Raw genomic sequence first — 22,351 nt, forward strand, 5'->3', positions numbered from 1 at the left:
GTGGGGACGGCTCAGAACGCGAGGGCCTGGGCGCGGCGGCGGACCTCGGTCCCCCGGTTCTCGGTGAGCGCGTCCACGGGCGTGCCGGGCAGCGTGTCGTCGGCGGTGAACAGCCAGCGGACGGTCTCCACGTCGTCGAACCCCGCGTCCGACAAGAGCGTCAGCGTGCCGGGCAGGCCCTTGATGACCTGACCGTCCTTGATGAACGCGGCGGGCACCATGGGCTCGCCCTCCCGGCGCACGGCCAGGAGGCGGTGCTCGCTGATGAGCTGCTTGATCCGGTTGGGCTTGATCCCGAGTCGTCCGGCGGCCTCCTTGAGGGAGAGCCACTCGCCCGCGAGGGCGTCGGTCCGGGGGTCCAGTGCGCTGTCAACGGTTGCGTGCATCTGCGTCACGCCCCCTTGCTACCACGCCATCGGAACCCTCAAACCCCCTGCACAGCCGTTACGTGCCGGCGGCGATCGCTATCCGCGAACGGCCTGGCGGACGGGCACGTCCGGGTCGGCGAGCGCGCCGGCGTCGACGGGCTCGCCCGCCGCGATGACGCGCCTCGCCTGCACCAGATCGCGGGGCCGGTCGACGGCGACGACCGCGTCGAGCCGGTCGCCGGTCAGCCACGCGGCCGTCCACTTCCGGCCGGACGGGTCGCCGCGCCAGACGATCCGCTCGGACGCCGCGTGGTTCCCCGCGTACTGCACCATCCGCCCGAATTGCTCGGACCAGAAGTACGGGACGGCGTCGTACACGGCCTCCTGTCCGAGAAGCGACGCGGCGGCGACGTCGGGGGCGTTGAGGGCGGTGTCCCAGTGCTCGACGAGGAGGCGCCGCCCGTACCGCGCCGACCACCAGGCCGCGCAGTCGCCGACCGCGACGACGTCCGGACGGACGGAGCCCGGCTCCTCCTCCCCCACGTACGCGCGGAACGAGCCGTCGGTGACCACGCCCCGCTCCAGCAGCAGCCCGGAGCCGTCCAGCCACGACAGATCGGGCCGGACGCCGATGCCGACGACGACCTCGTCCGCGTCGATCCGGGCGCCTCCGGCGAGGACGAGACCGCCGTCCCGCACTTCGGCGACCTTGACGCCGGTGCGCAGCTCGACGCCCGCCTCCGCGTACCAGGGGGCGGTGAGCGCGCCGACCTCGGGGCCGAGCGCGCCGGCGAGCGGCGTGTCCGCGGCCTCGACGACGGTCACCTCGCAGCCCTTCTTCGCGGCGGTCGTCGCGACCTCGGCGCCGATCCAGCCCGCCCCGACGATCACGATCCGGGCGCCTTCGGTGAGCCGGGACCGCAGGTCGCGGGCGTCCTCGACGGTGCGCAGGACGTGCTGGGGCCCGTCCCCCGGCAGGGTGATCGGGACGGCCCCGGTCGCGATGACCAGCCCGTCGAACGCGAGCTCGCCCGCCGTGGACGCGATGACGCCGCCGCGCGCGTCCAGGCGGAGGCCGGTGGCGCGCTCGCCGAGCAGCAGGTCGCAGCGCAGCGCGTCCCAGTCGGCGTCGACGGTCGTGTCGTCGGATTCGCCCGCGAGGACGGCCTTCGACAGCGGCGGCCGGTCATAGGGCGGATGCCGCTCCGCCGAGACGAGGGTCAGCGCGCCCTCGTACCCCCTGCCCCTCAGCGACTCCGCGGCTCGCAACCCGCCGAGCCCGCCGCCCACGACGACCACCCTCTCCATGAGAATCACCCTAACGGGCGGCCTTCCCACGTTGGACGGCTGTCCAGACAGTTGCCCACAGCTCAGGGGGTCGTAAGGTGGGGAGCGGGTAAAACAGCACAAAGCGCGGGAGTCCGGTGCGACCGGGCTGAGAGGGCGGCTGGAACGGGCCGCCGACCGCCACGACCTGATCCGGATCATGCCGGCGAAGGGAGCGCGCATGGAGATCGTGATCGTCGGGGGCGGGGTCATCGGCCTCGCCACCGCCTGGCGGGCCGCCGCGGGCGGCGCCGCCGTCACCCTGGTCGACCCCGCGCCCGCGAGCGGCGCGACGGCGGTCGCGGCGGGCATGCTCACCCCGGTCAGCGAGCTGACCTACGGCGAGGAGCCGCTGCTGCGGCTGGGCCTCGCGTCCCGCGACCGGTACGGCTCGTTCGTCGCCGAACTGGAGGAGCTGACCGGCCTTGAGACCGGCTACCGCACGGACGGGATCATCGAAGTCGCCTTCGACGCCGACGACCTGAAGTACCTGGACGACCTGCGCCGATTCCAGGAGACCCTCGGCGTCCCCGTCGAGGCGCTGACCGGACGGGAGTGCCGCCGCCTTGAGCCGATGCTCGCGCCGGGCGTGCGCGGCGGCCTGCTCGCCCCCGAGGACGGCTCGATCGACCCGCGCCGCCTGGCCCCCGCGCTGCTCGCGGCAGGTGAGAAGCTCGGCGTCCGGCTCGTCCGCCGCCGGGCCGCGGAGATCGTCGTCGAGCGCGACACCGCGGTCGGGGTGCGGCTGGACGACGGCACGGCGCTCCGGGCCGACCGCGTCCTGCTGGCGGCGGGCCCCTGGTCGGGCGATCTCGGCGGCGTGCCGCCCGGGACCGTTCCACCCGTCCGTCCCGTCAAGGGGCAGGTGATCAGGCTCCGCACCCGGACGCCGTTCATCGGCCGGTCCACGCGCGGGATGGTGAAGGGCTCGTCGGTCTACCTGGTGCCCCGCCTGGACGGCGAGATCGTCGTCGGCGCCACCCAGGAGGAGCTGGGCTTCGACACGCGCGTCACGGCGGGCGGCCTGTGGGAGCTGCTGCGCGACGCCCGCGAGCTGCTGCCCGGCGTCACCGAGCTGGAATTCGCCGAAGTGTCGGCGGGCCTGCGTCCCGGGTCGCCGGACAACGCGCCCGTGATGGGCCCGTCCGCGCTGCCCGGCCTCGTGATCGGCACCGGGCACTTCCGCAACGGCATCCTGCTCGCCCCGGTCAGCGCCGACATCCTGTCCGCGATGCTGCTGGACGGGCCCGTCCCCGACGTCGCCGAGCCGTTCTCGCCCGGCCGCTTCTCCCCCGAGGTGCACTCATGAAGGTGATCGTCAACGGTGAGCCGCGCGAGCTGCCGGACGGCGCGAGCGTGGCCGAGGCGGTCGCGTCCGTGACCGGGGCCGCGTCCGGCGTGGCGGCGGCGGTGAACGACGAGGTCGTCCGGCGCTCGGCGTGGGAGGCCACGACGCTGCGCGACGCCGACCGCCTCGAAGTCCTGACCGCCGTCCAGGGAGGCTGACCGGCGTATGGAACGGAGCGCCAGCGGAGTGGAATACGCCGGTCAGCCCCCTGCCGGGGGGTGTGGGGGTCGTCCCCCCACAATGACACCGTCCAGGGAGGCTGACATGGCGGACGAACTGGTCATCGCGGGCGAGGAGCTGGGCTCCCGGCTGATCATGGGCACCGGGGGCGCGCCGAGCATGCACGTCCTGCGCGAGGCGCTGACCGCGTCCGGGACGGAGCTGACCACGGTCGCGATGCGGCGCGTGGACCCGTCCGCACGCGGCTCGGTGCTGGACGTCCTGACCGACTGCGGCATCCGGGTGCTGCCGAACACGGCGGGCTGCTTCACCGCGGGCGAGGCCGTCCTCACCGCGAAGCTGGCCCGCGAGGCGCTCGGCACGAACTGGGTCAAGCTCGAAGTGATCGCGGACGAGCACACGCTCCTGCCCGACCCCATCGAGCTCGTCGACGCAGCCGAACAACTGGTGGACGACGGGTTCGTCGTCCTGCCGTACACCAACGACGACCCCGTCCTGGCGCGGCGGCTGGAGCAGATCGGATGCGCCGCCGTGATGCCGCTCGGCTCCCCGATCGGATCGGGCCTCGGGATACGCAACCCGCACAACATCGAGCTGATCGTCGAGCGGGCGGGCGTCCCGGTCATCCTGGACGCGGGCCTCGGCACCGCGTCCGACGCCGCGCTGGCGATGGAGCTGGGCTGCGACGCGGTCCTGCTGGCGACCGCGGTGACCCGCGCCCAGCACCCGGCGCGAATGGCCGCCGCGATGCGGCACGCCGTGGAGGCCGGACGGCTGGCGAGGCTGGCCGGACGCATCCCGAAGCGCCGCTACGCGCAGGCGTCCTCACCCTTCGAGGGCATCGCGACTTCGTAGCAGCGCTAAACCCCCACCTATAGAAATATTCGCTAGACCTGAAATGTCCGCGCCACCAGACTGAGGACGTCGAACCCGGACCCGCACGCCGCAACCCGGCGCATCGCTTCGGTGTTGATCGAAACGTCCCATACCTAAGGTGCCTGACATGCAGCAGGAAAGCGGCGCGCGCGTCGACAGGCTCGCCGTGGCGGCCGCCACGGTGACGGTGGTGCTCTGGGCGTCCGCCTTCGTCTCGATCCGCAGCGCCGGCGCCGAGTACAGCCCCGGCGCCCTCGCCCTCGGCCGGCTCCTCTCGGGGACGGTCGTGCTCGGCGCGCTGTGGCTCGTCCGGCGCGAGGGGCTCCCGCCGAAGGCCGCCTGGCCGGGCATCGTGACCGCGGGCCTCCTGTGGTTCGGCGCGTACATGGTCGCCCTGAACTGGGGCGAGCAGCTGGTGGACGCCGGCACGGCCGCGCTCGTCGTCAACATCGGGCCGATCCTCATCGCGCTCCTCGGTGGCTGGCTGCTGAAGGAGGGACTGCCGCCCCGCCTGATGGCGGGGATGGCGGTGTCGTTCGGGGGCGCGGCCGTCGTCGGGCTGTCGATGTCCGGCGAGGGCCGCTCGTCCGTCGGCGGGGTGCTGCTCTGCCTGGTCGCCGCCGTCACGTACGCGGCGGGCGTCGTCAGCCAGAAGCCCGCGCTGCGGCACGCCTCGGCGCTGCAGTTCACCACGTTCGCCTGCGGGATCGGCGCGCTCGCCTGCCTGCCGTTCTCCGGCCAGCTCGTCTCCCAGGCGGCCGACGCCCCCACCGGAGCGACCCTCAACATGATCTACCTGGGCGTCTTCCCCACCGCCATAGCGTTCACCACCTGGGGATACGCCCTGGCCCGGACGTCCGCCGGAAAGATGGGCGCCACCACCTACGCCGCGCCCGCCCTCGTCGTGTTCATGTCGTGGCTGTTCCTCGGCGAGGTCCCCGGCCTCATCACGCTCACCGGCGGCCTCCTGTGCCTCGCCGGAGTAGCCGTCTCCCGCAGCACCCGCCCGCTGCGCCGACGCCCCGCGCCCCAGGAGCCCGCGGCCGCCCCGGCCGGGTCACCCTCCGGGCTCATCGATGCTCATACTCACGACTGATGAGAACCTCGCCGATCCGGCCGTAAAATCGCAGCGATGGACACGACGGTTGCCGATCCCCTCGTCGGGCGGGTGCTCGACGGGCGCTACCGCATTGAGTCCCGCATCGCCCGGGGCGGCATGGCCACGGTCTACGTCGCCCGCGACATCAGGCTCGACCGCATCGTCGCGATCAAGGTGATGCACGCCGGACTCGCCTCCGACGAGGACTTCGTCGCCCGCTTCATCGGCGAGGCCAAGGCCGCCGCGGCGCTGTCCCACCCGAACGTCGTCGCCGTCTACGACCAGCGCACCGACGGCGAGCACGTCTTCCTGGTGATGGAGTACGTCGCCGGGCACACGCTCCGCGACGCGCTCACCACGCTCGGGCGGCTCGGCCCCCGCGCCGCGCTTGAGGTCATGCAGCCGGTGCTGGCGGCGCTCGGCGCGGCGCACCGGGCCGGGCTCGTGCACCGCGACGTCAAGCCCGAGAACGTCCTGATCACCGAGGACGGCCAGGTCAAGGTCGCCGACTTCGGCCTCGCCCGGGCCGAGACCGCGAGCAAGCTGACCAAGACCGGCGTGATCATCGGGACGGTCGGCTACCTGGCGCCCGAGCAGGTGGTGTCCGGCGACTCCGACGTCCGCTCGGACGTGTACGCCGCCGGCGTCATGCTGTTCGAGCTGCTCACCGGCCGCCTCCCCCACCAGGCCGACACGCCGCTCGCCGTCGCCTACAAGCACGCGAACGAGACGGTGCCGCCGCCGTCGGGCGCCGTCCCCGGCATCCCGGCCCGCGTCGACGAACTGGTCACCGACGCGACGAGCCACGACCCGCAGCGCCGCCCGCAGGACGCGAACCAGTACCTCGCCGAGGTCGCCGAGGTGTTCGGCGGCCTCCCCCGCGACTTCGACCGCCGCCTCGAGGAGACGAACGCCACCGCCGTCCTGGAGCGTCCGCCCTCGCACGGCCGCACCGCCGTCCTCGACGCGGGCTCCCTCCCACCCGGCCACGCGCCCGAGCGCACCAGGGCCGACCGGGCGATCGGGGCGCTGACCGGCCGGTACGTCCTCGCCGCCATCGGCGTGATCGCGGCGGTCACCCTCGGCTGGGCCGTCTGGTACCAGACGTCGGGGCAGTACGAGCACGTCCCGTCGTCCATCATCGGGATGAAGGTCGCCGACGCCCGCGACCGGCTGGAGAGCGCCGGGCTGGACGTGCAGACCGCGAAGGCCGTCTACGACGACCGCGTCCACAAGGGCGGCGTCGCCAAGTCCGACCCGCCCGCGGGCGCCCGCGTCGCCAAGGGCGAGACCGTCACGCTGACACCGTCCCGCGGCATCACGCCCAAGGAAGTGCCCGACGTCGAAGGCAAGTCCCTTGAAGAAGCCAAACAGACCCTCAAGGACGAAGGCTTCGCCGTAGGAAGGACGAGCTTCACCCCATCGCAGACAATCGCGAAGGACCAGGTCGTCGGCACGACCCCCGGGGCGGGCGAGCGGCAGTCCCCCGACGAGCCGGTCGGCGTCATCGTCTCCACCGGCATGTCGATGCCGAACCTCGTCGGCCAGAACGGCGACGCCGCGGCGAACCAGCTCCGCTCGATGGGCCTGGACGTCAAGGTCGAGAAGGAGAAGGCCGAAGGCAAGCCGCCGGACACGGTGATCCGGCAGAACCCGTCCGAGGGCACCGGCGTCTCCCGCGGCGACAAGGTCACGATCGTCGTCAACAAGCGCGACTGCCTCGTCGACACGGGCCCGTTCCAGTTCGGCTGCGAGGACGGCGAAGGCACGCAGAACGTCCCCGTCCCGAACCTGACCGGCGGCAACGTGGACGACGCCAAGAAGGCCCTGGAAGATTCCGGTTTCAAGGTCAACGTGACGGGGTTCGGCGGCGACACCGTCCGCTTCCAGTCCCCGAACAGCGGCGAGGCCCGCCGTGGCTCCACCGTCACCATCGTCCGGGGCCCCTGACCGGCTAGGCTGATCGGGCGATGACATCCAGCAACCCCGTCGGGGCGCACGTCCCCGTGGCCGGCGGCCTCGCGACCGGCGGCCTGAAATACGCCGCCCAGATCGGCGCCGAGGCCGTGCAGGTCTTCGTCGCCAACCCGCGCGGCTGGGCCCTCCCCGAAGGAAAGCCAGCCGAAGACGAGAAACTCCGCGCCACGGACATCCCCGTCTACATCCACACCCCGTACCTGGTGAATTTCGGCTCCCCCAGCCAGGAGACCCTCGCCAAGTCGATCGCGACCGTCCGCCACTCCCTCACCCGAGGCCGCGCCATCGGCGCGCTGGGCGTAGTGGTCCACACCGGCTCCGCCGTCACCCAGACCTACGACGAGGCGATGTCCCAGGTCCGCGACCACGTCCTCCCCCTCCTGGACGAGATCCCCGAAGACGGCCCCGACCTGCTCCTGGAACCCATGGCAGGCCAGAACAATATGCTCTGCGCCAAAGTCCAGGATCTGGGCCCATTCTTCGACCGCCTGGAAAACCACCCGAAACTAGGCGTCTGCTTCGACACCTGCCACGCCTTCGCCGCAGGCCACGACCTAGCGGCCCCAGGCGGCGCAAAAGCCACCATCGACGCCCTGATCGACACCGTAGGCGAGGGCCGCCTGAAGCTCGTCCACGCCAACGACTCAAAGGACCCCTGCGCCTCCGGCAGAGACCGCCACGAAAACATAGGCGCGGGCCAGATAGGCGAACACCCATTCGCCGACCTCTTCCGCCACCCCGCCGTGGCCGGAATCCCGTTCCTGATAGAAACCCCAGGCCGCGCCCCCGAGCCCCACGCCAAAGACATAGAAACCCTAAAACGCCTCCGCGACACCTAGAACTCGGTGGTTGAAGCCGCACCGCCCCGCAAACAGGCACCCACTACTGCGCGGACCCCAACCGCCACAGCAACCAGCAACAACCTCAACGCCTGCGATCGCGTCCGAAGGCAGGTTTCGAGCCTGCGAGAAACCTGATCGCGCAGCGAGCCGCCAGGCGAGCCGAAGCGATGCAGCGATCGCGCGTATTTCTCGACGATGGAGGGCCCCCAGGGCCCGAAGGAGGAGAGAAATACAAATAAACACAGCTCGGGCGCCGCTGAACAACCCCCCGACTGTTCAACGACGCCCGAGCCACAGGCCACCGGATCCCACCCCCCCGGTACGGGATCCAGCGACGCACGATCCGGCGTTCGAGCCGGATCTCCGGATTTGCTCTTGTGGCGGAGGTTTCGCGGTGTGTGCGGCGTGTGCCGTTTCACGGACCGCCCGTCCCTCCGGGGGCGGTGTGGCGTTCGGTGCCACTGAGAACTCTAGAGGTGTGATGCCACAGTTGCGGACTAGGAAAACCCAGGTCTCGGTAAACGGTACGTAGTCATAGATGTGCGTTGAGTAGTCATGCGGTCAGCGGGCGGTCCGGCGGGACGAGCGGCGTTTGGGAACGGTCCACAATGCGCGCCGACGCGATGGTCGATGGATCGCGGGCGTTCAGCGGACGGGCGTTCCCTCGGGCAGGTGCAGCTTCATGAGCGCGCGGTCGGCGCGGCGCGGGACGCGGCGGCGGGTCAGCAGCGACACGACGATCATGACGGTGAACGCGGTGGGCGCGACGACGGCGGCGGGCTGGGTGAGGACGACCTGGGGCCAGCCCGTCCAGGGGCCGTGGAACAGTCGGACGGTGCCCGCGGCGACGGCGAGGCCGCCGCCGACGAGGAGCCCGGCGGCGGCGCCGGCGGCGGTGAGGCCGCGCCACCAGATGCCGAGGACGAGGAGCGGGCACAGGGAGCACGCCGACACGCAGAGGGCCACCGTGACGAGGCCGACCACGCCCTGCGGGGCGATCCTCGGCAGGACGGCCAGCGGCGCGGCCAGCGCGAGCACGACGCCGAGGCGGAACGCCGTGACGCCGCTGCGGCGGCGGACGCTCTGCGAGATCGTCCCGGCGAGGGCGACGACGATCCCGCAGGACGTGGAGATGAACGCGGCGAACGCCCCGGCGGTGACGAGGCCGGTGAGCAGCGCGCCGCCGGGTCCGGGGATCATCCGCTGCGGCAGCATCAGGAGGGTCGCGTCGGTTTCGCCGGTCATCAGCAGTTCGGGGGCGTAGAGGCGTCCCAAGGTGCCGTAGAGGATGGGGAACACCGAGAACAGGGCCAGCATGACGGGCACGAACGCGGCGGTGCGGCGCGCGGAGGCTCCGTCGGCGCTGGTGTAGAAGCGCATCAGGACGTGCGGCAGGCCCATGGTGCCGAGGAGGATGGCGAGCAGCGCCGAGTAGATGCGGTAGAGGCCGATCTCGCCGCCGCGTCCGAACGGCGTCGCCCAGGTGACGCCGTCCTGGACGGGCAGCCGTTCGGCGTGCGGGACCGCCGCGCCGGCCGGGAAGCGGACGTCGGTTCCGGCGCCGATGGTGTGGCGGCCGGGTGCGAGGTGCACGGTCTCGCCGTCGCGGGCGACGCCGTCCACATGGCCTCGTGCGGTGACGGCGACGGCGGCGGGCACGGTGACGGCGGCGTCGGTGCGCACCTCCACCCGCGTGGCCCGGTCGAAGTTCGGCGGGACGGCGGAGACAGGGTCGGGGGCGCCGGCGAGGTTCCACACCGCGACGAGCGCCATGGCGGGGACGGCCACGGCGACGAGCTTCAGCCAGAACTGGACGGCCTGGACGGCGGTGATGCCGCGCATCCCGCCGGCGGCGGCGAGCAGCAGCGCGACGGCGACCACGACGGCCCAGCCCGTCCAGACGGGGGCGCCGGTCAGGACGCGCAGCGTCACCCCGGCGCCCTGGAACTGCGGCACCAGGTAGAACCAGCCGGTGAAGCAGACGCAGGCGGTGACGATCCGCCGGACGGTCCGGGAGCCGAGCCGCCATTCTGCGAAGTCGGGGACGGAGTAGGCGCCCGACCTGCGCAGCGGCGCGGTGACGAACGCGAGGAGCAGGACGTATCCGGCGGTGGCGGCGATGGGGAGCCACAGCGCGTCGGCGCCGTAGGCGAGCACCAGCCCGGCGGAGCCGAGGAACGCGGCGGCGGAGATGTACTCGCCGCCGATCGCGGACGCGTTCCACCAGGGGGTGACGCCGCGCGAGGCGACCAGGGAGTCGGCGGCGGGCCGGGCGGAGCGGCGGCCGCGGACGGACGCCGTCGCCAGCGCCGCGCCCACCGCGATCAGCGCCGCCGCCACGGCCAGCGCGGTCACGGACGGCCCACCGCCTCGCTCCGGGTGGCGCGGGGGTGCCTCCTCCCAGAAGAGACCGGTCCCGTCAGTTCGCGTTCCGCGCGTTCGGCGCGTCTCAGCTGCCGCATCGCCAAGGCGATCCAGACGGGCTGGATGCCGAACACCAGGACGAGCCAGAACAGCGGGACGCCGCGCACCCCGACGCCCGCGACCGCCGGGGCGAGCACGAGCAGCGCGGGCAGGCCCGCCACCACGGCGACGACGATCGCGCAGGTTCGGAGGGCGATGCCCAGCTGGCGCCGGATGAGGGCGGACACCGCGGCGCCGCCGACCGCCACAGAACGGGACGAGCCGGTATGAAGAGGATCGGAATCGGGCGGGTCGGATCCGGGGGGCTCCGGCCCGGCGGCGGAGCGTTCGGCGGGACGGGTTCCGGACGGCGGCGCGGCGTCGTCCCCCGGCGCCGGCGCGTGGACGGTCGCGGCCCCCGTGACCGGCACCCGGCGTTCACCGGTCATCGGGACCGCCTCCCGTGGCGCCGCCGTCCGCGCCGTCGCCGCCGGCGGCCGTCCCGTCCGGGTGGTGGAACCGGCGGACGAGCCGGTCCCGCACCTCGCGGGTGTGGCGGCGGCTGACCTGCAGCAGCTCGTCGCCGATCTGGACGGCGGCGCGGCCGCCGTTGAACCGCACCTCGGTGATGTGCGCGGACGCGACCAGGGTGCTGCGGTGGATCCGGATGAACCCGGCGGCCTCCCACCGCTTGGTGAGGGCCGACAGCGGCATGCGGACGAGGTACCCGCCGTCGGCGGTGTGCAGCCGGACGTAGTCGCCCTGCGCCTCGACATGGGTGACCGCCCGCCGGGAGACGAGCCGGGTGCGGCCGCCGAGCTCGACGGGGATCATCTCGTCCTCGGGGTCGCGGCCTTCAGCGGCGACCGGGGCCGGCGCCGACTGGTCCACCGCCCCGGCCACGCGCCGCACCGACTCGGCGAGCCGCTCGGGACGGACGGGCTTCAGCAGGTAGTCGAGCGCGCCGAGCTCGAACGCGGTGACGGCGCAGTCGTCGTGCGCGGTGACGAAGACGACGTGCGGGGGCGCGGCAAAGCCGGTGAGCAGGCGGGTGAAGTCGAGCCCGTCGAGCCCGGGCATGCGGATGTCCATGAAAACGGCGTCGAGGCGTTCGCCCTCGACGAGCATCCGGCTCAGGTCGCGCAGCGCGGACGAGGCGTCGCCCGCGCAGCTGACCCGGCCGACCCGCGGATCCTTGCGGAGCAGATAGGTCAGCTCCTCAAGCGCGGGACGTTCATCGTCGACGGCCAGGACGTGCAGCATGAGGGCGACTTTGCCGCGATTACCGTCTGTCCGCAATCGGTTCCGAAAAGTGAGTGGCGTGTCGCGGCGGCGCGGCTCAGTCCGGAAACACGCCCGGACGGTACTTCGGGACGCGCAAATTGACCTTGGTTCCGGCGCCGAGAGCGGTCTCGACGGTCAGCCCGTACTCGTCCCCGTAGACCTGTCGCATGCGCTCGTCGACGTTGGCGAGGCCGATGCCGGGGTCGCCGCCGGGCCGCCGCGCGCGGGTCGCGACGCTGCCCCAGCCGGTCGGTCCGGGACGGCCCAGCGGCGCGGAAAGGATCTCCTGGAGCCGTTCGGGGTCCATGCCGACGCCGTCGTCCTCGACGCTGATCGCCGCCTCGGCGCCCGAGTCGCGCGCCACGATCGAGATGTGGAACGCCTCGCCCGCGCTCTCCATGCCGTGCCGGATCGCGTTCTCGACCAGCGGCTGCAGCGCGAGGAACGGCACCGCGACCGGCAGCACCTCGGGCGCGATGTCGACGCGGAACTGGAGCCGCTCGCCGAACCTGGCCCGTTCCAGCAGCAGGTAGCGGTCGATGGAGCGCAGCTCGTCGGCGAGGGTGGTGAAGTCGCGGGGGTTGCGGAAGGAGTAGCGGGCGAAGTCGGCGAAGTCGAGCAGCAGCGCGCGGGCGCGCTCGGGGTCGGTGCGGACGAACGAGGCGATCGTCGTCAGTGAGTTGTAGACGAAGTGCGGGGAGATCTGGGCGCGCAGGGCCCGCATCTCGGCCTCGGCGAGCCGGATGCGGGCGTTGTCGAGCCCGGCGAGTTCGAGCTGGCCGGTGACCAGCCGGGCCGCCTCGCCGACCGCCCGGACCCGCGCGGTCGACGCGTGCCGCCAGTACACGGTCAGCGTCCCCTCGACGCGTCCCTCGACGGTGAGCGGGGCGACCATCGCGACCTGGACGGGGCACAGCGGGTCGCGGCAGCTCATCAGCTCGGGGGCGATCACGCGCGGCCGGCCGGAGGCCAGCACCGGCAGGGCGTCCCGGACGGCTCCCGCCGCGTGGGCGTCACAGGCGGCGCCGTCCCAGGCCAGCAGCCGGGGCGCCGCCGGAACGCCAGGGTGGTCGTCGTCGGGGTGGTCGTCGTCGAGGTCGTCGAGGTCGTCGTCGGACGGGGGCAGCACGCCCACCAGCGCGACCGCCTCGGCGCCCAGCAGCGATCGGAGCCGCCGGGCGGCCTTGCGCGCCGAGTCCTCGGTCAGCCCGGCGCGCAGCGGCGGCGACGCCCGCGCGATCAGGTGCAGGGTCGCGAACGCCGCCTGCTCGGCCGCGTCCGCGGGCAGGCGACCGGCCACGCGACCGGGCAGACGACCGGGCAAGCGACGCGGAAGCCCGCGTGAACCGCCGCGCGGAAGCCTTCGCGAAAGCCCGCGTGCGACGCCGCGCGCAACGCCGCGCGGGAGACCTCGCGCGAAACCGCGCGGAAAGCCGCGCGCGACGTCGCGCGACCGGTGCAGCGTCCAGGCCGCCGCGGCGGCGCCGACGGCACCGGCGGCCGTGGCGCAGGCGACGACGTCCGCGACGGACGGTAGAACCATGACAACGTACGGTAACGTCTGTCGTCCGCGAGGGGCGGTGTGTTGCCCATTTACGAAGGTCTCGGATGGGCCACGCCACAGGAGTTGCGGGCCTTCTGACAGGTCACAGGGGCGGCGACTCGCCCTCGTCCTCCTGGTAGGAGTACCGCTGTTCCCGCCACGGGTCGGCGACGTTGTGGTAGCCGCGCTCCTCCCAGAAGCCCCGCCGGTCCTTCACCAGGTACTCGACGCCCCGCACCCACTTCACGCTCTTCCACGCGTACAGGTGCGGGACGACGATCCGGATCGGGAAGCCGTGGTCGGGGCTGATGCGCTCGCCGTCGCGGTGGGTGGCGAACATCGTCCCGTCGGCGAGGAAGTCGCTCATCCGGATGTTGGCGCTGTAGCCGTACTCGGCCCAGACCATCACGTGCGTGACGTCCGGCGCGGGCGGCGCCAGTTCCACGATCGCCGAGCCGGAGACGCCCTCCCAGTCGTTGTCCGGGATCGTGAACTTCGTCACGCAGTGGAAGTCGGCGACGGTCGTGATCCTCGGGAGGGCGTCGAACTCGTCCCACGTCCAGCGGTACTGCTCCCCGGACGCGGTCGCGCCGAAGACGCGGAAGTCCCAGTCCTTGGGCCGGAACTTCGGCACGGGGCCGTAGTGCAGGACGGGCCAGCCCCGGGGGACGTACTGGCCGGGCGGAAGATCGCGCGGCTCCGGTGCGGACTGCTCGGGGTGGGACATGACGCGGCCATCCTGCCATCCGGAGTGAGGTGAGCCATATTCGGGGTCCGCGCGCGGTCCGCGCGGGGTCCGGGCGGGGGGCCCGCCGGGTCCGGCACCGCGCCGGAGCGGTTAAGCTGGGGCCGTGCGCAACGTCGTGTATTTCTTTTGGTTCGACCAGCCCGGGCGGCTGGTCTGCCAGACGTTGCGCTGACAGACCTCATGTCGAGAGCCCCGGGCCGCACTGGCCCGGGGCTCTCGTCTTTCCAGGGGTTGTCCGCGGGGTCCATCGGGGATCCCGGGCGAAGGAGAGAGGCAGCACACCAATGGTCGTCGTCATGGCCCCGGAGGCCAACGAAGCGGACATAGACGCCGTCGTCTCACTGGTCGAGACGGCGGGCGGCGAGGCCTTCGTCAGCCGCGGCGTGGAGCGGACCATCGTCGGGCTCGTCGGCGACGTCCAGCAGTTCGGGACGCTGAACCTGCGCGGGATGCGCGGCGTCAGCGACGTGGTCCGGATCTCCGCGCCGCACAAGCTGGTGAGCCGCGAGAACCACGCCGAGCGCTCGGTCGTGCGCGTGGGCGGCGTGCCGATCGGCCCGGGGACCATGACGCTGATCGCCGGGCCGTGCGCGGTGGAGACGGCCGAGCAGACCCTCGGCGCCGCGCAGATGGCGCAGGCCGCCGGGGCGACGCTGCTGCGCGGCGGCGCGTTCAAGCCGCGGACGTCCCCGTACGCGTTCCAGGGCCTCGGCGAGGCCGGCCTGCGCATCCTCGCGGACGTGCGGGAGGAGACGGGCATGCCGATCGTCACCGAGGTGGTGGACGCCGCCGACGTCGACCTCGTCGCGTCCTACGCCGACATGCTGCAGATCGGCACCCGCAACGCGCAGAACTTCGCGCTGCTGCAGGCCGCGGGCGAGTCCGGCAAGCCGGTCATGCTGAAGCGCGGCATGAGCGGGACGATCGAGGAGTGGCTGATGGCCGCCGAGTACGTCGCCCAGCGCGGCAACCTCGACATCGTGCTGTGCGAGCGCGGCATCCGCACGTTCGAGAAGGCGACCCGCAACACCCTGGACATCTCCGCGGTGCCGGTGGCGCAGCGCCTCTCCCACCTGCCGGTGATCGTGGACCCGTCGCACTCGGGCGGCAGCCGCGACCTCGTCCTGCCGCTGACCCGCGCCGCGATCGCGATCGGCGCCGACGGCGTGATCATCGACGTGCACCCGCATCCCGAGACGGCGCTGTGCGACGGCCCGCAGGCCCTGGTGGACGGCGATCTGCGCGAGCTGGCCAAGGTCGTCCGGGACCTGCCGCCCATCGTCGGCCGCGCCCTCACCCAGGCCCAGGACCCCGACGCCGTCCCCGCCTGACCGGCCGAATCGGCGTATTGGCCATATCGGATATATCGTTCCGTCCATGGCTTACTGGACCCCGAACTGCGGACCGCCGCGCTCCTGACGGGGCGCGGCGACCGCACTCGCTGACCGAGTCCTGACACGGCCCGGCGCCGGATGCGCCCGGCCGTGTCCTCCTGCGCCCCGAATCCGGATCACCTTCGTCCGATTCGAGGTCAGGAGCTTCTCCCGTGTCTCAGCACACGTCCGTCCGGCATGCGTCCGGCGAGGACTCGTCCGCCCGCGTCCGGCGCGGCGGCGCCGACATCCTGGTCGCGGCGTCCCTCTGGGGGACGACCGGGACCGTCCGCACCTTCGCGGACGGGTCGTCCGCGCTCTCGGTCGCCGCGATCCGCATCATCGTCGGCGGCATCATCCTGCTCGGCTTCGCCGCGGCGTCCAGGCGCGGCGCCGGGCTGCGCCACCTGTTCCGTGACCGCCGCAACTGGCCGCTCGTCGGCGCCGGCGCGGTCACGATCGCCGTGTACCAGGCGGCGTTCTTCGTGGCCGCCGGACGCACCGGGGTCGCGGTCGCCACCGTCGTCACGATCGGCAGCGCGCCCGCGTTCGCCGGCGTGATCGGGCTCGCGACCCGGCGGGCGGCGCCGGGACGCCGGTGGGCGCTGGCGACCGCCGGGGCCGTCGCGGGCTGCGCGCTGCTCATCTGCAGCGGGCTCATCGGCGGCGGCCGGGACGCCGGGGTCGAGCCGGGCGGGATCGCGCTGGCCCTGCTGTCCGGGCTGTCGTACGCGGTGTACGCGACGATCGCGTCCGTCCTCATCACGCGCGGCGAGGAGGACCGGGCCGTCGCCGGGTCGCTGTTCGGGACTGCCGCCGTCCCGCTCGTCCCCGTCCTGCTCGCGGAGCCGACCGGATGGATGACCAGCGGGCAGGGCGCGCTGATCGCGCTCTACCTCGGCGTGATCACCACGGGCGGCGGCTACCTGCTGTTCGCGCGGGGGCTGCGCACGACGCCCGCCACGACCGCGACGACGCTGACGCTCGCGGAGCCGGCGGTGGCCGCGGTGCTCGGCATGGTCCTGCTGGACGAGCGACTCGGCCCCGTCGCGCTCGGCGGTCTCGCGCTGCTGGCGGCGAGCCTGGTGGGGCTGGTCATGCCCGTCCGGCGGCGGAACGATGGCGAACATATACAGGCCGGTAACAAATTGGTATGAACCACTGGCCGGGGGCGGTCACGGCGGGAATGATGTCCGGCATGACTACGGGCGATGACGCCGGGGGGCGGCTGTTCCCGGAGGATCTGGACGGCGTCGACCCGGTCGCCGCGGTGATGCTGGCGGATGCCTGCCGCGCCGTGTCCGCCTACCCGGAGCTGGTGCTCCTGGGCGCGCTGTTCACCGCCGCGGAGCATGTTCAGGACGGCTGGCAGATCGTGTGTCCCTGCGACCCGCTGCCCCAGGGCGCGCGCGAGCTCCTCGCCGTCCACCTGGAGGACCGGGCGGCGACGGCGCGGGACGTCGCGCAGGCGCGGCAGCTCGTCGCCGCGGCGCGGACGCTGCAGGACGAGGCCGCCGACGAGGTCACGGCGGGCGGGCGGCGGTTCCGGATCGTGCGGATCGAGCAGCTCGTCCGCACCGGCCCGGACGGCCCCGAACCGCCCCGTCCCACGGACCTGGACGCGCTGCCCGCCCGCGACCGGGTCGCGGCCCGCCCCTACGACCTGCTGCCCGAGGACGGCGCGGCCTCCGGCTACGCGATGTCCGAGCTGCTGTGCCAGGTGCTGGACGCGTCCGCGGCGGGGGGCGGCGAGCCGACCGGCGCGTTCCTCACCCCGGTCGCGCTGGCGCCCGCGTTCACCGTCGCGGAGCGGGGCGAGCGGCGCTGGCGCCCGGTGGGCCGCCTGCACGACGCCCCGCAGCAGGCCCGCGACTCGCTGGTCACCTACTTCCGGCACGTGGTGCCCGCGGTGGAGAGCCCCGCCGCGACGGACGTCGCCCGGTTCGCGGAGGCGGCGGAGCTGATGGAGGACGAGACGCGCCGCAACGGCATCGCCGTCGCCGGCCGCCGGTTCCGCATCGTCCGCATCGAACGCGTCACGCTGATGGGCCCCGACGGCCCCGAACCCCCGCGTCCGACCGACTTCGACGCCCGCTGAGCGCCCGCGCGCCGCGTTAGAAGACGCCGCGTCAGGCGGCGGGGTCGGCGTAGGCGGGGCGGTGCTCCTGGACGGACTCGGCGAGCTGGTCGGCGAGCTCTCCGACGTCGAGGCGCTTCTCGATCTGGCGCAGGTCGTCGATCTTCGCCTTGGTCTCGGCGCGGCGGGGCGCCAGCATCGTGCAGCAGTCCTCGTCGGGCAGCTCGGAGATCGCGAGGGTGCGGATCCGGCGCGCCTGGTCCATGATCTCGACCTTGTCCATGCCGACGAGCGGCCGCAGGATCGGCAGCTCGACGGCGTCGTCCAGCGCGGTGATGTTGGTGAGCGTCTGGCTGGACACCTGGCCGAGCGCGTCGCCGGTGATCAGCGCGGCGCCGCGCAGGCGGCGGGCGAGGACCTCGCCGGTGCGCAGCATCAGCCGGCGCTGCGCGATGACGGCGAGCCGGTCGGCGCCGGACGACTTGATCTGCTGCTGCGCCTTCCCGAACGGGACGACGAACAGCCGGGACCCGCCCTGGAACTTGTCCAGCTCGCGGACCAGCGCGTACGCCTTGTAGATCGACTCGGGCCCGGTGAACGGCATGCCGGAGAAGTGCAGGTAGTCCACGCGCAGGCCGCGGCGCATCATCCGGTACGCGGCGACGGGCGAGTCGATGCCGCCGGACATCAGCACGAGGGCGCGGCCGCTCATCCCGACGGGCAGGCCGCCCTGGCCGGGGAGCCCGCCGGAGTAGACGAACACCTCGTCGCGGTCGACCTCGATCGACAGGGTGTGCTCGGGGGCCTTGAGCCGGACGGGCTGCCCGTACTTGCCGGTCAGGAGCGCGCCGATGTGCCGGTCGAGCTCGGTGGAGGTCATCGGGAACCGCTTGTCGCGGCGGCGGGACCGGACGGCGAACGTCCCGGTCCGGCCGTCCATGAGTTCGAGGGCGGCGCGTTCGACGCTGGCGAGGTCCTTGCCGACGCGCCAGGCGCGGTGCGCCCACACGATGCCCATGACGTCGGTGATCCGCTGGGCGACGCGGTCCATGGTGGCCAGGTCGGCATCGTGCTTGCGGACGATGAACACGCCGTGGCGGCGGATCACGTCCACCCGCGCGATGGGGCGGACGGCGGTGCGCACGTTGTCGGCGAGGCGGCGCTCGAACTGCTCGCGGTTCTTGCCCTTGAGGACGACCTCGCCCAGTTTGAGCAGCACGCACGGCTCGCCGTCGACCGGCGACTGCTCCCGGACGTCCGCCGGAGCGGGGTCGAGCGTGGTCATGCGTGGTCCTCCTGGCGGGAACAGGTCGGGGTGGGACTCCAGTGTGGCCCAGTCAGGCCAACACCGCGACCTCGTAATCGTGTTCCCGCCAGGAGGGCCGGTGTGTTCCCGCCAGGAGGGCCGGTCAGCCGAAGAAGACCTCGGACTCGGAGTAGCGCTCCAGCGGGACGGTCTTCAGCTCCTTGGTCGCCTCGTCCAGGCCCACGCGGACGATGTCGGTGCCCTGGAGCGCGACCATCTTGCCGTAGTCGCCGTCCTTGACGGCGTCGATCGCCTGGAGGCCGAAGCGGGTGGCGAGGACGCGGTCGAACGCGGTCGGGGTGCCGCCGCGCTGGATGTGCCCGAGCACCGTGGCGCGGGCCTCCTTGCCGGTGCGCTTCTCGATCTCGTCGGCGAGGGCCTGGCCGATGCCGCCGAGCCGGACGTGCCCGAACGCGTCCCGCTCCTTGGCCTGGAGCTGCATCTGCCCGTCCGTGGGGTGGGCGCCCTCGGACACCACGATGATCGGCGCGTAGCGGGTCTTGAACCGGCTCTCGACGTACTCGCAGACCTTCTCGATGTCGAAGGGCCGCTCGGGGATCAGGATGACGTTGGCGCCGGCGGCCATGCCGACGTGCAGCGCGATCCAGCCCGCGTGGCGGCCCATGACCTCGCAGATCAGCGCGCGGTGGTGGCTCTCGGCGGTGGTGTGCAGCCGGTCGACGGCCTCCATGCCGATGTTCACCGCGGTGTCGAAGCCGAAGGTGTAGTCGGTCGCGTTGAGGTCGTTGTCGATCGTCTTCGGGACGCCGACGACGTTGACGCCGTTGGCGTACAGCTCGCGCGCGACGCCGAGGGTGTCCTCGCCGCCGATGGCGATCAGCGCGTCCACGCCGAGGCCCGCCAGGTTGTCCTTGATCCGCTCGACGCCGCCCTCGACCTTGACCGGGTTCGTCCTGGACGAGCCGAGGATCGTCCCGCCGCGCGGCAGGATCCCGCGCACGGCCTGGACGTCGAGCGCGATGGTGTCGCCTTCGAGGGGGCCGCGCCAGCCGGCCCGGAAGCCCACGAACTCGTAGCCGAAGACCTGCACGCCCTTGCGGACGACCGCGCGGATCACCGCGTTCAGGCCGGGGCAGTCACCGCCTCCGGTCAGCACTCCGACGCGCATGCCGTCTCCTTCTCCCGCCACCGGGCTCCTCCCTCGATTCACATGGCCAGACTAGTCGTCCGGGCATGGCGGCACGGGCCATTCGCCGGGGGTCCCGGCGAGCCGCCATTGGTCTAGACCATAGCCCCTGGCGAGGGGTCGGTGCGCCGTTATCGGCCCCGCCGGCGGGATCGGCGCGACGGATTCCGCCCGATGACGCGGACACGCCCGCGGACCTGCACCGCCGCTCCGCCCGGCACCCTCCGCACGGCCGCCGCGCGGGGCCGTGGCGGCGACGCGCCGTCGTAGTTCCAGCGGGCTTCGGCGAGCGCCGCTTCCCGCGCCGCTTCGGCGTCGAGATCGTCGTGGTGCGCCCGCGCGAAATCCCAGCCGTCCCTGAACGATCCCTGCGTCGGACGTTCGGCCGCCCAGGCGACGAACGCCTTCGTCCAGGACGTGCCGTAGGAGGCGGCCAGTGCGGGCCAGGCGCGGGCCACCTCGCCGGCCCGCTTGAGCAGGATGCCGTGGGCCGCCGCACGCACTGCCTCCGCGTCGAAACCCTCGGGCATCGGCCCGCCCGCCGTCATCGCGCGGACGAGCGCCTCCTGCGCCGCCGCCAGCCCGGCGTCATACGTCCCGCTCATGTGACCGCGGGGAGGCCAGATGCCTCGGCTATGGCGTCGAGTTCGGCGCGGAGTTCGGCGGCAGGCGGGTAGCGGCCGTCGCGTTCCAGCAGGAACCCGGGTGGACGGCAGCGGGCGCACAGCGCCCTGATCAGGTCCAGGACCTCGGACGGGACGGCCGCGGCGTGCGTGTCGTGGTACCGCCCGCCCTCCTCGGAGCCTCCCGCGACGTGGCAGTACGCGATGCGTTCGAGCGGCAGGCGGTCGAGGAGGGCGGCGGGGTCCTCGCCGCGGTTGCGGGCGTTGGCGTACACGTTGGCGACGTCCAGCAGGAGGAGGGCGCCGGTGCGCTCCAGCAGCTCGGTCAGGAAGTCGGCCTCGGTGTACTCGGCGTCCGGCCAGTCGAAGAGCGTGGCGATGGGCTCGACGGCCAGCGGCACCGGCAGCTCGGCGGCGGTGCGGCGGATGTTGGCGGTGAGGGCGTCGAGCGCGGCCCGGGTCCGCGGGACCGGCAGGAGGTGCCCGGCCTCGATCCCGCCCGCCCGGACGAACGCGACGTGCTCGCTCACCAGCGGCGCCTTGAGTGCCTCGGCGCAGGCGGCGAGGTGCGCGACCCGTTCGGCGGCCACCGGCTCGGCCCCGCCGAGCGAGAGCTTCACGCCGTGCGGGACGATCGCCGCGCCGCGGTCGCGAAGTTCCAGCAGGTCGGGCGCGGGATGGTCCGTGTGCACGGACTCGGCGATCACCTCGGCGAAGCGCAGCCCGGGCAGCGCGCCGACGAACCCGGCGATCTCCGGACGCCAGCCGATGCCGACCCCGAGGTCCGGGACGGTCACGTCAGCCGCCTCCGCCACCGCAGCCTCCCCCTCCGCCGCCACCGCCGCCACCGCCGCAGCCGCCCCCACCGCCGCCGCAGCCGCCGCCGCTGCCTCCGCAGGAACCGCCGCCTCCGCAGGAACCGGACGAGCACACCGAGGCGGTGCTCGAACAGGAGGAGCCCGAGTACCCGCTGGACGTGGCCGCCGTCATCTCCATGTAGCGGCCGAGCCCGACCGTCTGGACGAACATGGGGTCGAAGGCCATCAGCGCCGCCGTCCCGAACAGCGCCACGCCCAGCAGCACCGACGGCGCGGGCAGCCCGACGTAGGAGGCCGTGTACTGCGGGTCGAGATGCGCGTTGGACGTCCTGAGCTGCTCGACCGCGCGCTCGCCCTCCTTCGTCCGCTCCGCGCCCGTGTTGAGCACGCTCCCGCCGACGACGGCGACCCCGCCGATCGCGACGAGCGGCAGCAGGACGCCGGGGAAGCCGTCGAAGACGTCGAGGATGAAGAACAGCATGCCGAGCGCCATCCACGCCCAGAGCACCAGCCAGCAGATCCGCAGGGTGCGCCGCCCGTCCGGGCCGATCACCATGCCCTGCGCGACCAGCCCGTCGTTGAGCTGCTCGAGCGCGGCCCGGACGCCCGGCTCCGCGGTCAGCTCGGCGAGCGTCCCGGCGCGGCCGCCGGCGATCGCCCCGAAGACCGCCGTGTCCAGCGGCTTCCCGGCCGCGCGGGGCCCGGCGGCGGACGGCGTCAGCGGGATCATCCGGCCGTCGGCGCGGGTGTCGACCGCGCCGTCGAGCCGCAGCGCGGTGATCGAGGCGGCGATCGCGTGGCGTCCGCCGCCGTGCAGGTAGGCGACCTCGTACGGGTGCAGCTCGCGCAATGGGGGGCCGCCCCGCGTCGCGTTCGCCCGCACCCTCCGGGCTATCGCGATGAGGATGATCCCGCCGATGACGTAGGCCGCGAACACCGCCAGTTCGGTTCCGGAAATGTCGTCGATCACGCTGGGCTCCCGTCCAGGCACCTTTAGGTGCTCAGACGCCGGG

The 22,351-nt window shown here is 73.1% G+C and carries 21 protein-coding genes and 1 riboswitch; of the genes, 9 read left to right on the forward strand and 12 right to left on the reverse strand.

The window, feature by feature from the left end; all coding sequences use genetic code 11:
- Positions 1-11 precede the first annotated feature (11 nt).
- Both ACH35V_RS09140 and ACH35V_RS09145 read right to left on the reverse strand, forming a co-directional pair.
- Positions 12-386 (reverse strand): DNA-binding protein, encoded by a 375-nt coding sequence (locus ACH35V_RS09140; protein WP_131968529.1) that lies wholly within the window; start codon positions 384-386, stop codon positions 12-14.
- A gap of 78 nt (positions 387-464) precedes the next feature.
- Positions 465-1,676 (reverse strand): NAD(P)/FAD-dependent oxidoreductase, encoded by a 1,212-nt coding sequence (locus ACH35V_RS09145; protein ID WP_395971220.1) that lies wholly within the window; start codon positions 1,674-1,676, stop codon positions 465-467.
- A gap of 95 nt (positions 1,677-1,771) precedes the next feature.
- Positions 1,772-1,886, forward strand: a riboswitch (TPP riboswitch).
- Between ACH35V_RS09145 and thiO the strand changes: the two genes are divergently transcribed.
- The 6 genes from thiO (at position 1,876) to ACH35V_RS09175 (ending at position 8,013) form a co-directional block, all read left to right on the forward strand.
- Complete coding sequence (gene thiO / locus ACH35V_RS09150; protein WP_395971221.1) at positions 1,876-3,003, forward strand: glycine oxidase ThiO; 1,128 nt, start codon at positions 1,876-1,878, stop codon at positions 3,001-3,003. Its footprint overlaps the riboswitch before it by 11 nt.
- Complete coding sequence (gene thiS / locus ACH35V_RS09155) at positions 3,000-3,200, forward strand: sulfur carrier protein ThiS (RefSeq protein ID WP_395971222.1); 201 nt, start codon at positions 3,000-3,002, stop codon at positions 3,198-3,200. The genes thiO and thiS overlap by 4 nt, the downstream gene beginning before the upstream one ends.
- 106 nt (positions 3,201-3,306) lie before the next feature.
- Positions 3,307-4,077 carry a thiazole synthase gene (locus ACH35V_RS09160; protein ID WP_395971223.1) on the forward strand — a complete coding sequence of 257 codons (771 nt, stop codon included), beginning with the start codon at positions 3,307-3,309 and terminating at the stop codon, positions 4,075-4,077.
- A gap of 148 nt (positions 4,078-4,225) precedes the next feature.
- Positions 4,226-5,194 (forward strand): DMT family transporter, encoded by a 969-nt coding sequence (locus ACH35V_RS09165; RefSeq protein WP_395971224.1) that lies wholly within the window; start codon positions 4,226-4,228, stop codon positions 5,192-5,194.
- A 36-nt stretch (positions 5,195-5,230) separates the two neighbouring features.
- A complete protein-coding gene (gene pknB / locus ACH35V_RS09170) occupies positions 5,231-7,147 on the forward strand; it encodes a Stk1 family PASTA domain-containing Ser/Thr kinase (RefSeq protein ID WP_395971225.1) in 1,917 nt (638 codons plus the stop codon).
- 20 nt (positions 7,148-7,167) lie between these two features.
- The gene (locus ACH35V_RS09175) at positions 7,168-8,013 is read left to right on the forward strand and encodes a deoxyribonuclease IV (RefSeq protein ID WP_395971226.1); all 846 of its coding nucleotides are present in this window, start codon (positions 7,168-7,170) and stop codon (positions 8,011-8,013) included.
- A 648-nt stretch (positions 8,014-8,661) separates the two neighbouring features.
- On the opposite strand, the gene ACH35V_RS09180 is transcribed toward ACH35V_RS09175, so the two are convergent.
- The 5 genes from ACH35V_RS09180 to ACH35V_RS09200 all read right to left on the reverse strand — a co-directional run bounded on the left by ACH35V_RS09180 (position 8,662) and on the right by ACH35V_RS09200 (position 13,973).
- A complete protein-coding gene (locus tag ACH35V_RS09180) occupies positions 8,662-10,371 on the reverse strand; it encodes a cation acetate symporter (protein ID WP_395971227.1) in 1,710 nt (569 codons plus the stop codon).
- Positions 10,368-10,868 carry a hypothetical protein gene (locus ACH35V_RS09185; RefSeq protein WP_395971228.1) on the reverse strand — a complete coding sequence of 167 codons (501 nt, stop codon included), beginning with the start codon at positions 10,866-10,868 and terminating at the stop codon, positions 10,368-10,370. Before ACH35V_RS09185 ends, ACH35V_RS09180 begins: the two co-directional genes overlap by 4 nt.
- Entirely contained in the window at positions 10,858-11,682 is an 825-nt protein-coding gene (locus ACH35V_RS09190) for a LytR/AlgR family response regulator transcription factor (RefSeq protein ID WP_395971229.1), read from the reverse strand. The genes ACH35V_RS09185 and ACH35V_RS09190 overlap by 11 nt, the downstream gene beginning before the upstream one ends.
- Positions 11,683-11,758: 76 nt before the next feature.
- Positions 11,759-13,003 carry a sensor histidine kinase gene (locus tag ACH35V_RS09195; RefSeq protein WP_395971230.1) on the reverse strand — a complete coding sequence of 415 codons (1,245 nt, stop codon included), beginning with the start codon at positions 13,001-13,003 and terminating at the stop codon, positions 11,759-11,761.
- A 346-nt stretch (positions 13,004-13,349) separates the two neighbouring features.
- The gene (locus ACH35V_RS09200) at positions 13,350-13,973 is read right to left on the reverse strand and encodes a sulfite oxidase-like oxidoreductase (protein ID WP_395971231.1); all 624 of its coding nucleotides are present in this window, start codon (positions 13,971-13,973) and stop codon (positions 13,350-13,352) included.
- A 305-nt stretch (positions 13,974-14,278) separates the two neighbouring features.
- On the opposite strand from ACH35V_RS09200, the gene aroF reads away from it, so the two are divergent.
- From aroF to ACH35V_RS09215, 3 genes are all read left to right on the forward strand, one after another.
- Positions 14,279-15,325, forward strand: coding sequence for a 3-deoxy-7-phosphoheptulonate synthase (gene aroF, locus ACH35V_RS09205; RefSeq protein WP_395971232.1), 1,047 nt, complete (start codon positions 14,279-14,281; stop codon positions 15,323-15,325).
- Positions 15,326-15,540: 215 nt separating this feature from the next.
- A complete protein-coding gene (locus ACH35V_RS09210) occupies positions 15,541-16,524 on the forward strand; it encodes a DMT family transporter (protein WP_395971233.1) in 984 nt (327 codons plus the stop codon).
- A 41-nt stretch (positions 16,525-16,565) separates the two neighbouring features.
- Entirely contained in the window at positions 16,566-17,465 is a 900-nt protein-coding gene (locus ACH35V_RS09215; RefSeq protein WP_395971235.1) for a DUF5954 family protein, read from the forward strand.
- A gap of 31 nt (positions 17,466-17,496) precedes the next feature.
- On the opposite strand, the gene thiI is transcribed toward ACH35V_RS09215, so the two are convergent.
- The 5 genes from thiI to ACH35V_RS09240 form a co-directional block, all read right to left on the reverse strand.
- Complete coding sequence (thiI, locus tag ACH35V_RS09220) at positions 17,497-18,729, reverse strand: tRNA uracil 4-sulfurtransferase ThiI (RefSeq protein WP_395971237.1); 1,233 nt, start codon at positions 18,727-18,729, stop codon at positions 17,497-17,499.
- Between the two features lie 124 nt (positions 18,730-18,853).
- Positions 18,854-19,879, reverse strand: a complete 1,026-nt coding sequence (locus tag ACH35V_RS09225; protein WP_395971239.1) for a 6-phosphofructokinase — start codon at positions 19,877-19,879, stop codon at positions 18,854-18,856.
- 149 nt (positions 19,880-20,028) lie between these two features.
- Positions 20,029-20,502, reverse strand: coding sequence for a hypothetical protein (locus ACH35V_RS09230; RefSeq protein ID WP_395971241.1), 474 nt, complete (start codon positions 20,500-20,502; stop codon positions 20,029-20,031).
- Positions 20,499-21,335: a DUF692 domain-containing protein gene (locus ACH35V_RS09235; protein ID WP_395971243.1), complete on the reverse strand. Its 837-nt coding sequence runs from the start codon at positions 21,333-21,335 to the stop codon at positions 20,499-20,501. Before ACH35V_RS09235 ends, ACH35V_RS09230 begins: the two co-directional genes overlap by 4 nt.
- A complete protein-coding gene (locus ACH35V_RS09240; RefSeq protein ID WP_395971244.1) occupies positions 21,319-22,308 on the reverse strand; it encodes a TIGR04222 domain-containing membrane protein in 990 nt (329 codons plus the stop codon). Before ACH35V_RS09240 ends, ACH35V_RS09235 begins: the two co-directional genes overlap by 17 nt.
- Positions 22,309-22,351 lie beyond the last annotated feature (43 nt).

This window comes from Actinomadura sp. 1N219, from assembly GCF_044326405.1.
Lineage (GTDB): Bacteria > Actinomycetota > Actinomycetes > Streptosporangiales > Streptosporangiaceae > Spirillospora.

Coding starts and splice junctions, on each gene's coding strand:
- ACH35V_RS09140 (WP_131968529.1), bottom strand. CDS start 386: ATGCACGCAACCGTTGACAGCGCACTGGACCCCCGGACCGACGCCCTC.
- ACH35V_RS09145 (WP_395971220.1), bottom strand. CDS start 1,676: ATGGAGAGGGTGGTCGTCGTGGGCGGCGGGCTCGGCGGGTTGCGAGCC.
- thiO (WP_395971221.1), top strand. CDS start 1,876: ATGGAGATCGTGATCGTCGGGGGCGGGGTCATCGGCCTCGCCACCGCC.
- thiS (WP_395971222.1), top strand. CDS start 3,000: ATGAAGGTGATCGTCAACGGTGAGCCGCGCGAGCTGCCGGACGGCGCG.
- ACH35V_RS09160 (WP_395971223.1), top strand. CDS start 3,307: ATGGCGGACGAACTGGTCATCGCGGGCGAGGAGCTGGGCTCCCGGCTG.
- ACH35V_RS09165 (WP_395971224.1), top strand. CDS start 4,226: ATGCAGCAGGAAAGCGGCGCGCGCGTCGACAGGCTCGCCGTGGCGGCC.
- pknB (WP_395971225.1), top strand. CDS start 5,231: ATGGACACGACGGTTGCCGATCCCCTCGTCGGGCGGGTGCTCGACGGG.
- ACH35V_RS09175 (WP_395971226.1), top strand. CDS start 7,168: ATGACATCCAGCAACCCCGTCGGGGCGCACGTCCCCGTGGCCGGCGGC.
- ACH35V_RS09185 (WP_395971228.1), bottom strand. CDS start 10,868: ATGACCGGTGAACGCCGGGTGCCGGTCACGGGGGCCGCGACCGTCCAC.
- ACH35V_RS09190 (WP_395971229.1), bottom strand. CDS start 11,682: ATGCTGCACGTCCTGGCCGTCGACGATGAACGTCCCGCGCTTGAGGAG.
- ACH35V_RS09200 (WP_395971231.1), bottom strand. CDS start 13,973: ATGTCCCACCCCGAGCAGTCCGCACCGGAGCCGCGCGATCTTCCGCCC.
- aroF (WP_395971232.1), top strand. CDS start 14,279: ATGGTCGTCGTCATGGCCCCGGAGGCCAACGAAGCGGACATAGACGCC.
- ACH35V_RS09215 (WP_395971235.1), top strand. CDS start 16,566: ATGACTACGGGCGATGACGCCGGGGGGCGGCTGTTCCCGGAGGATCTG.
- thiI (WP_395971237.1), bottom strand. CDS start 18,729: ATGACCACGCTCGACCCCGCTCCGGCGGACGTCCGGGAGCAGTCGCCG.
- ACH35V_RS09225 (WP_395971239.1), bottom strand. CDS start 19,879: ATGCGCGTCGGAGTGCTGACCGGAGGCGGTGACTGCCCCGGCCTGAAC.
- ACH35V_RS09230 (WP_395971241.1), bottom strand. CDS start 20,502: ATGAGCGGGACGTATGACGCCGGGCTGGCGGCGGCGCAGGAGGCGCTC.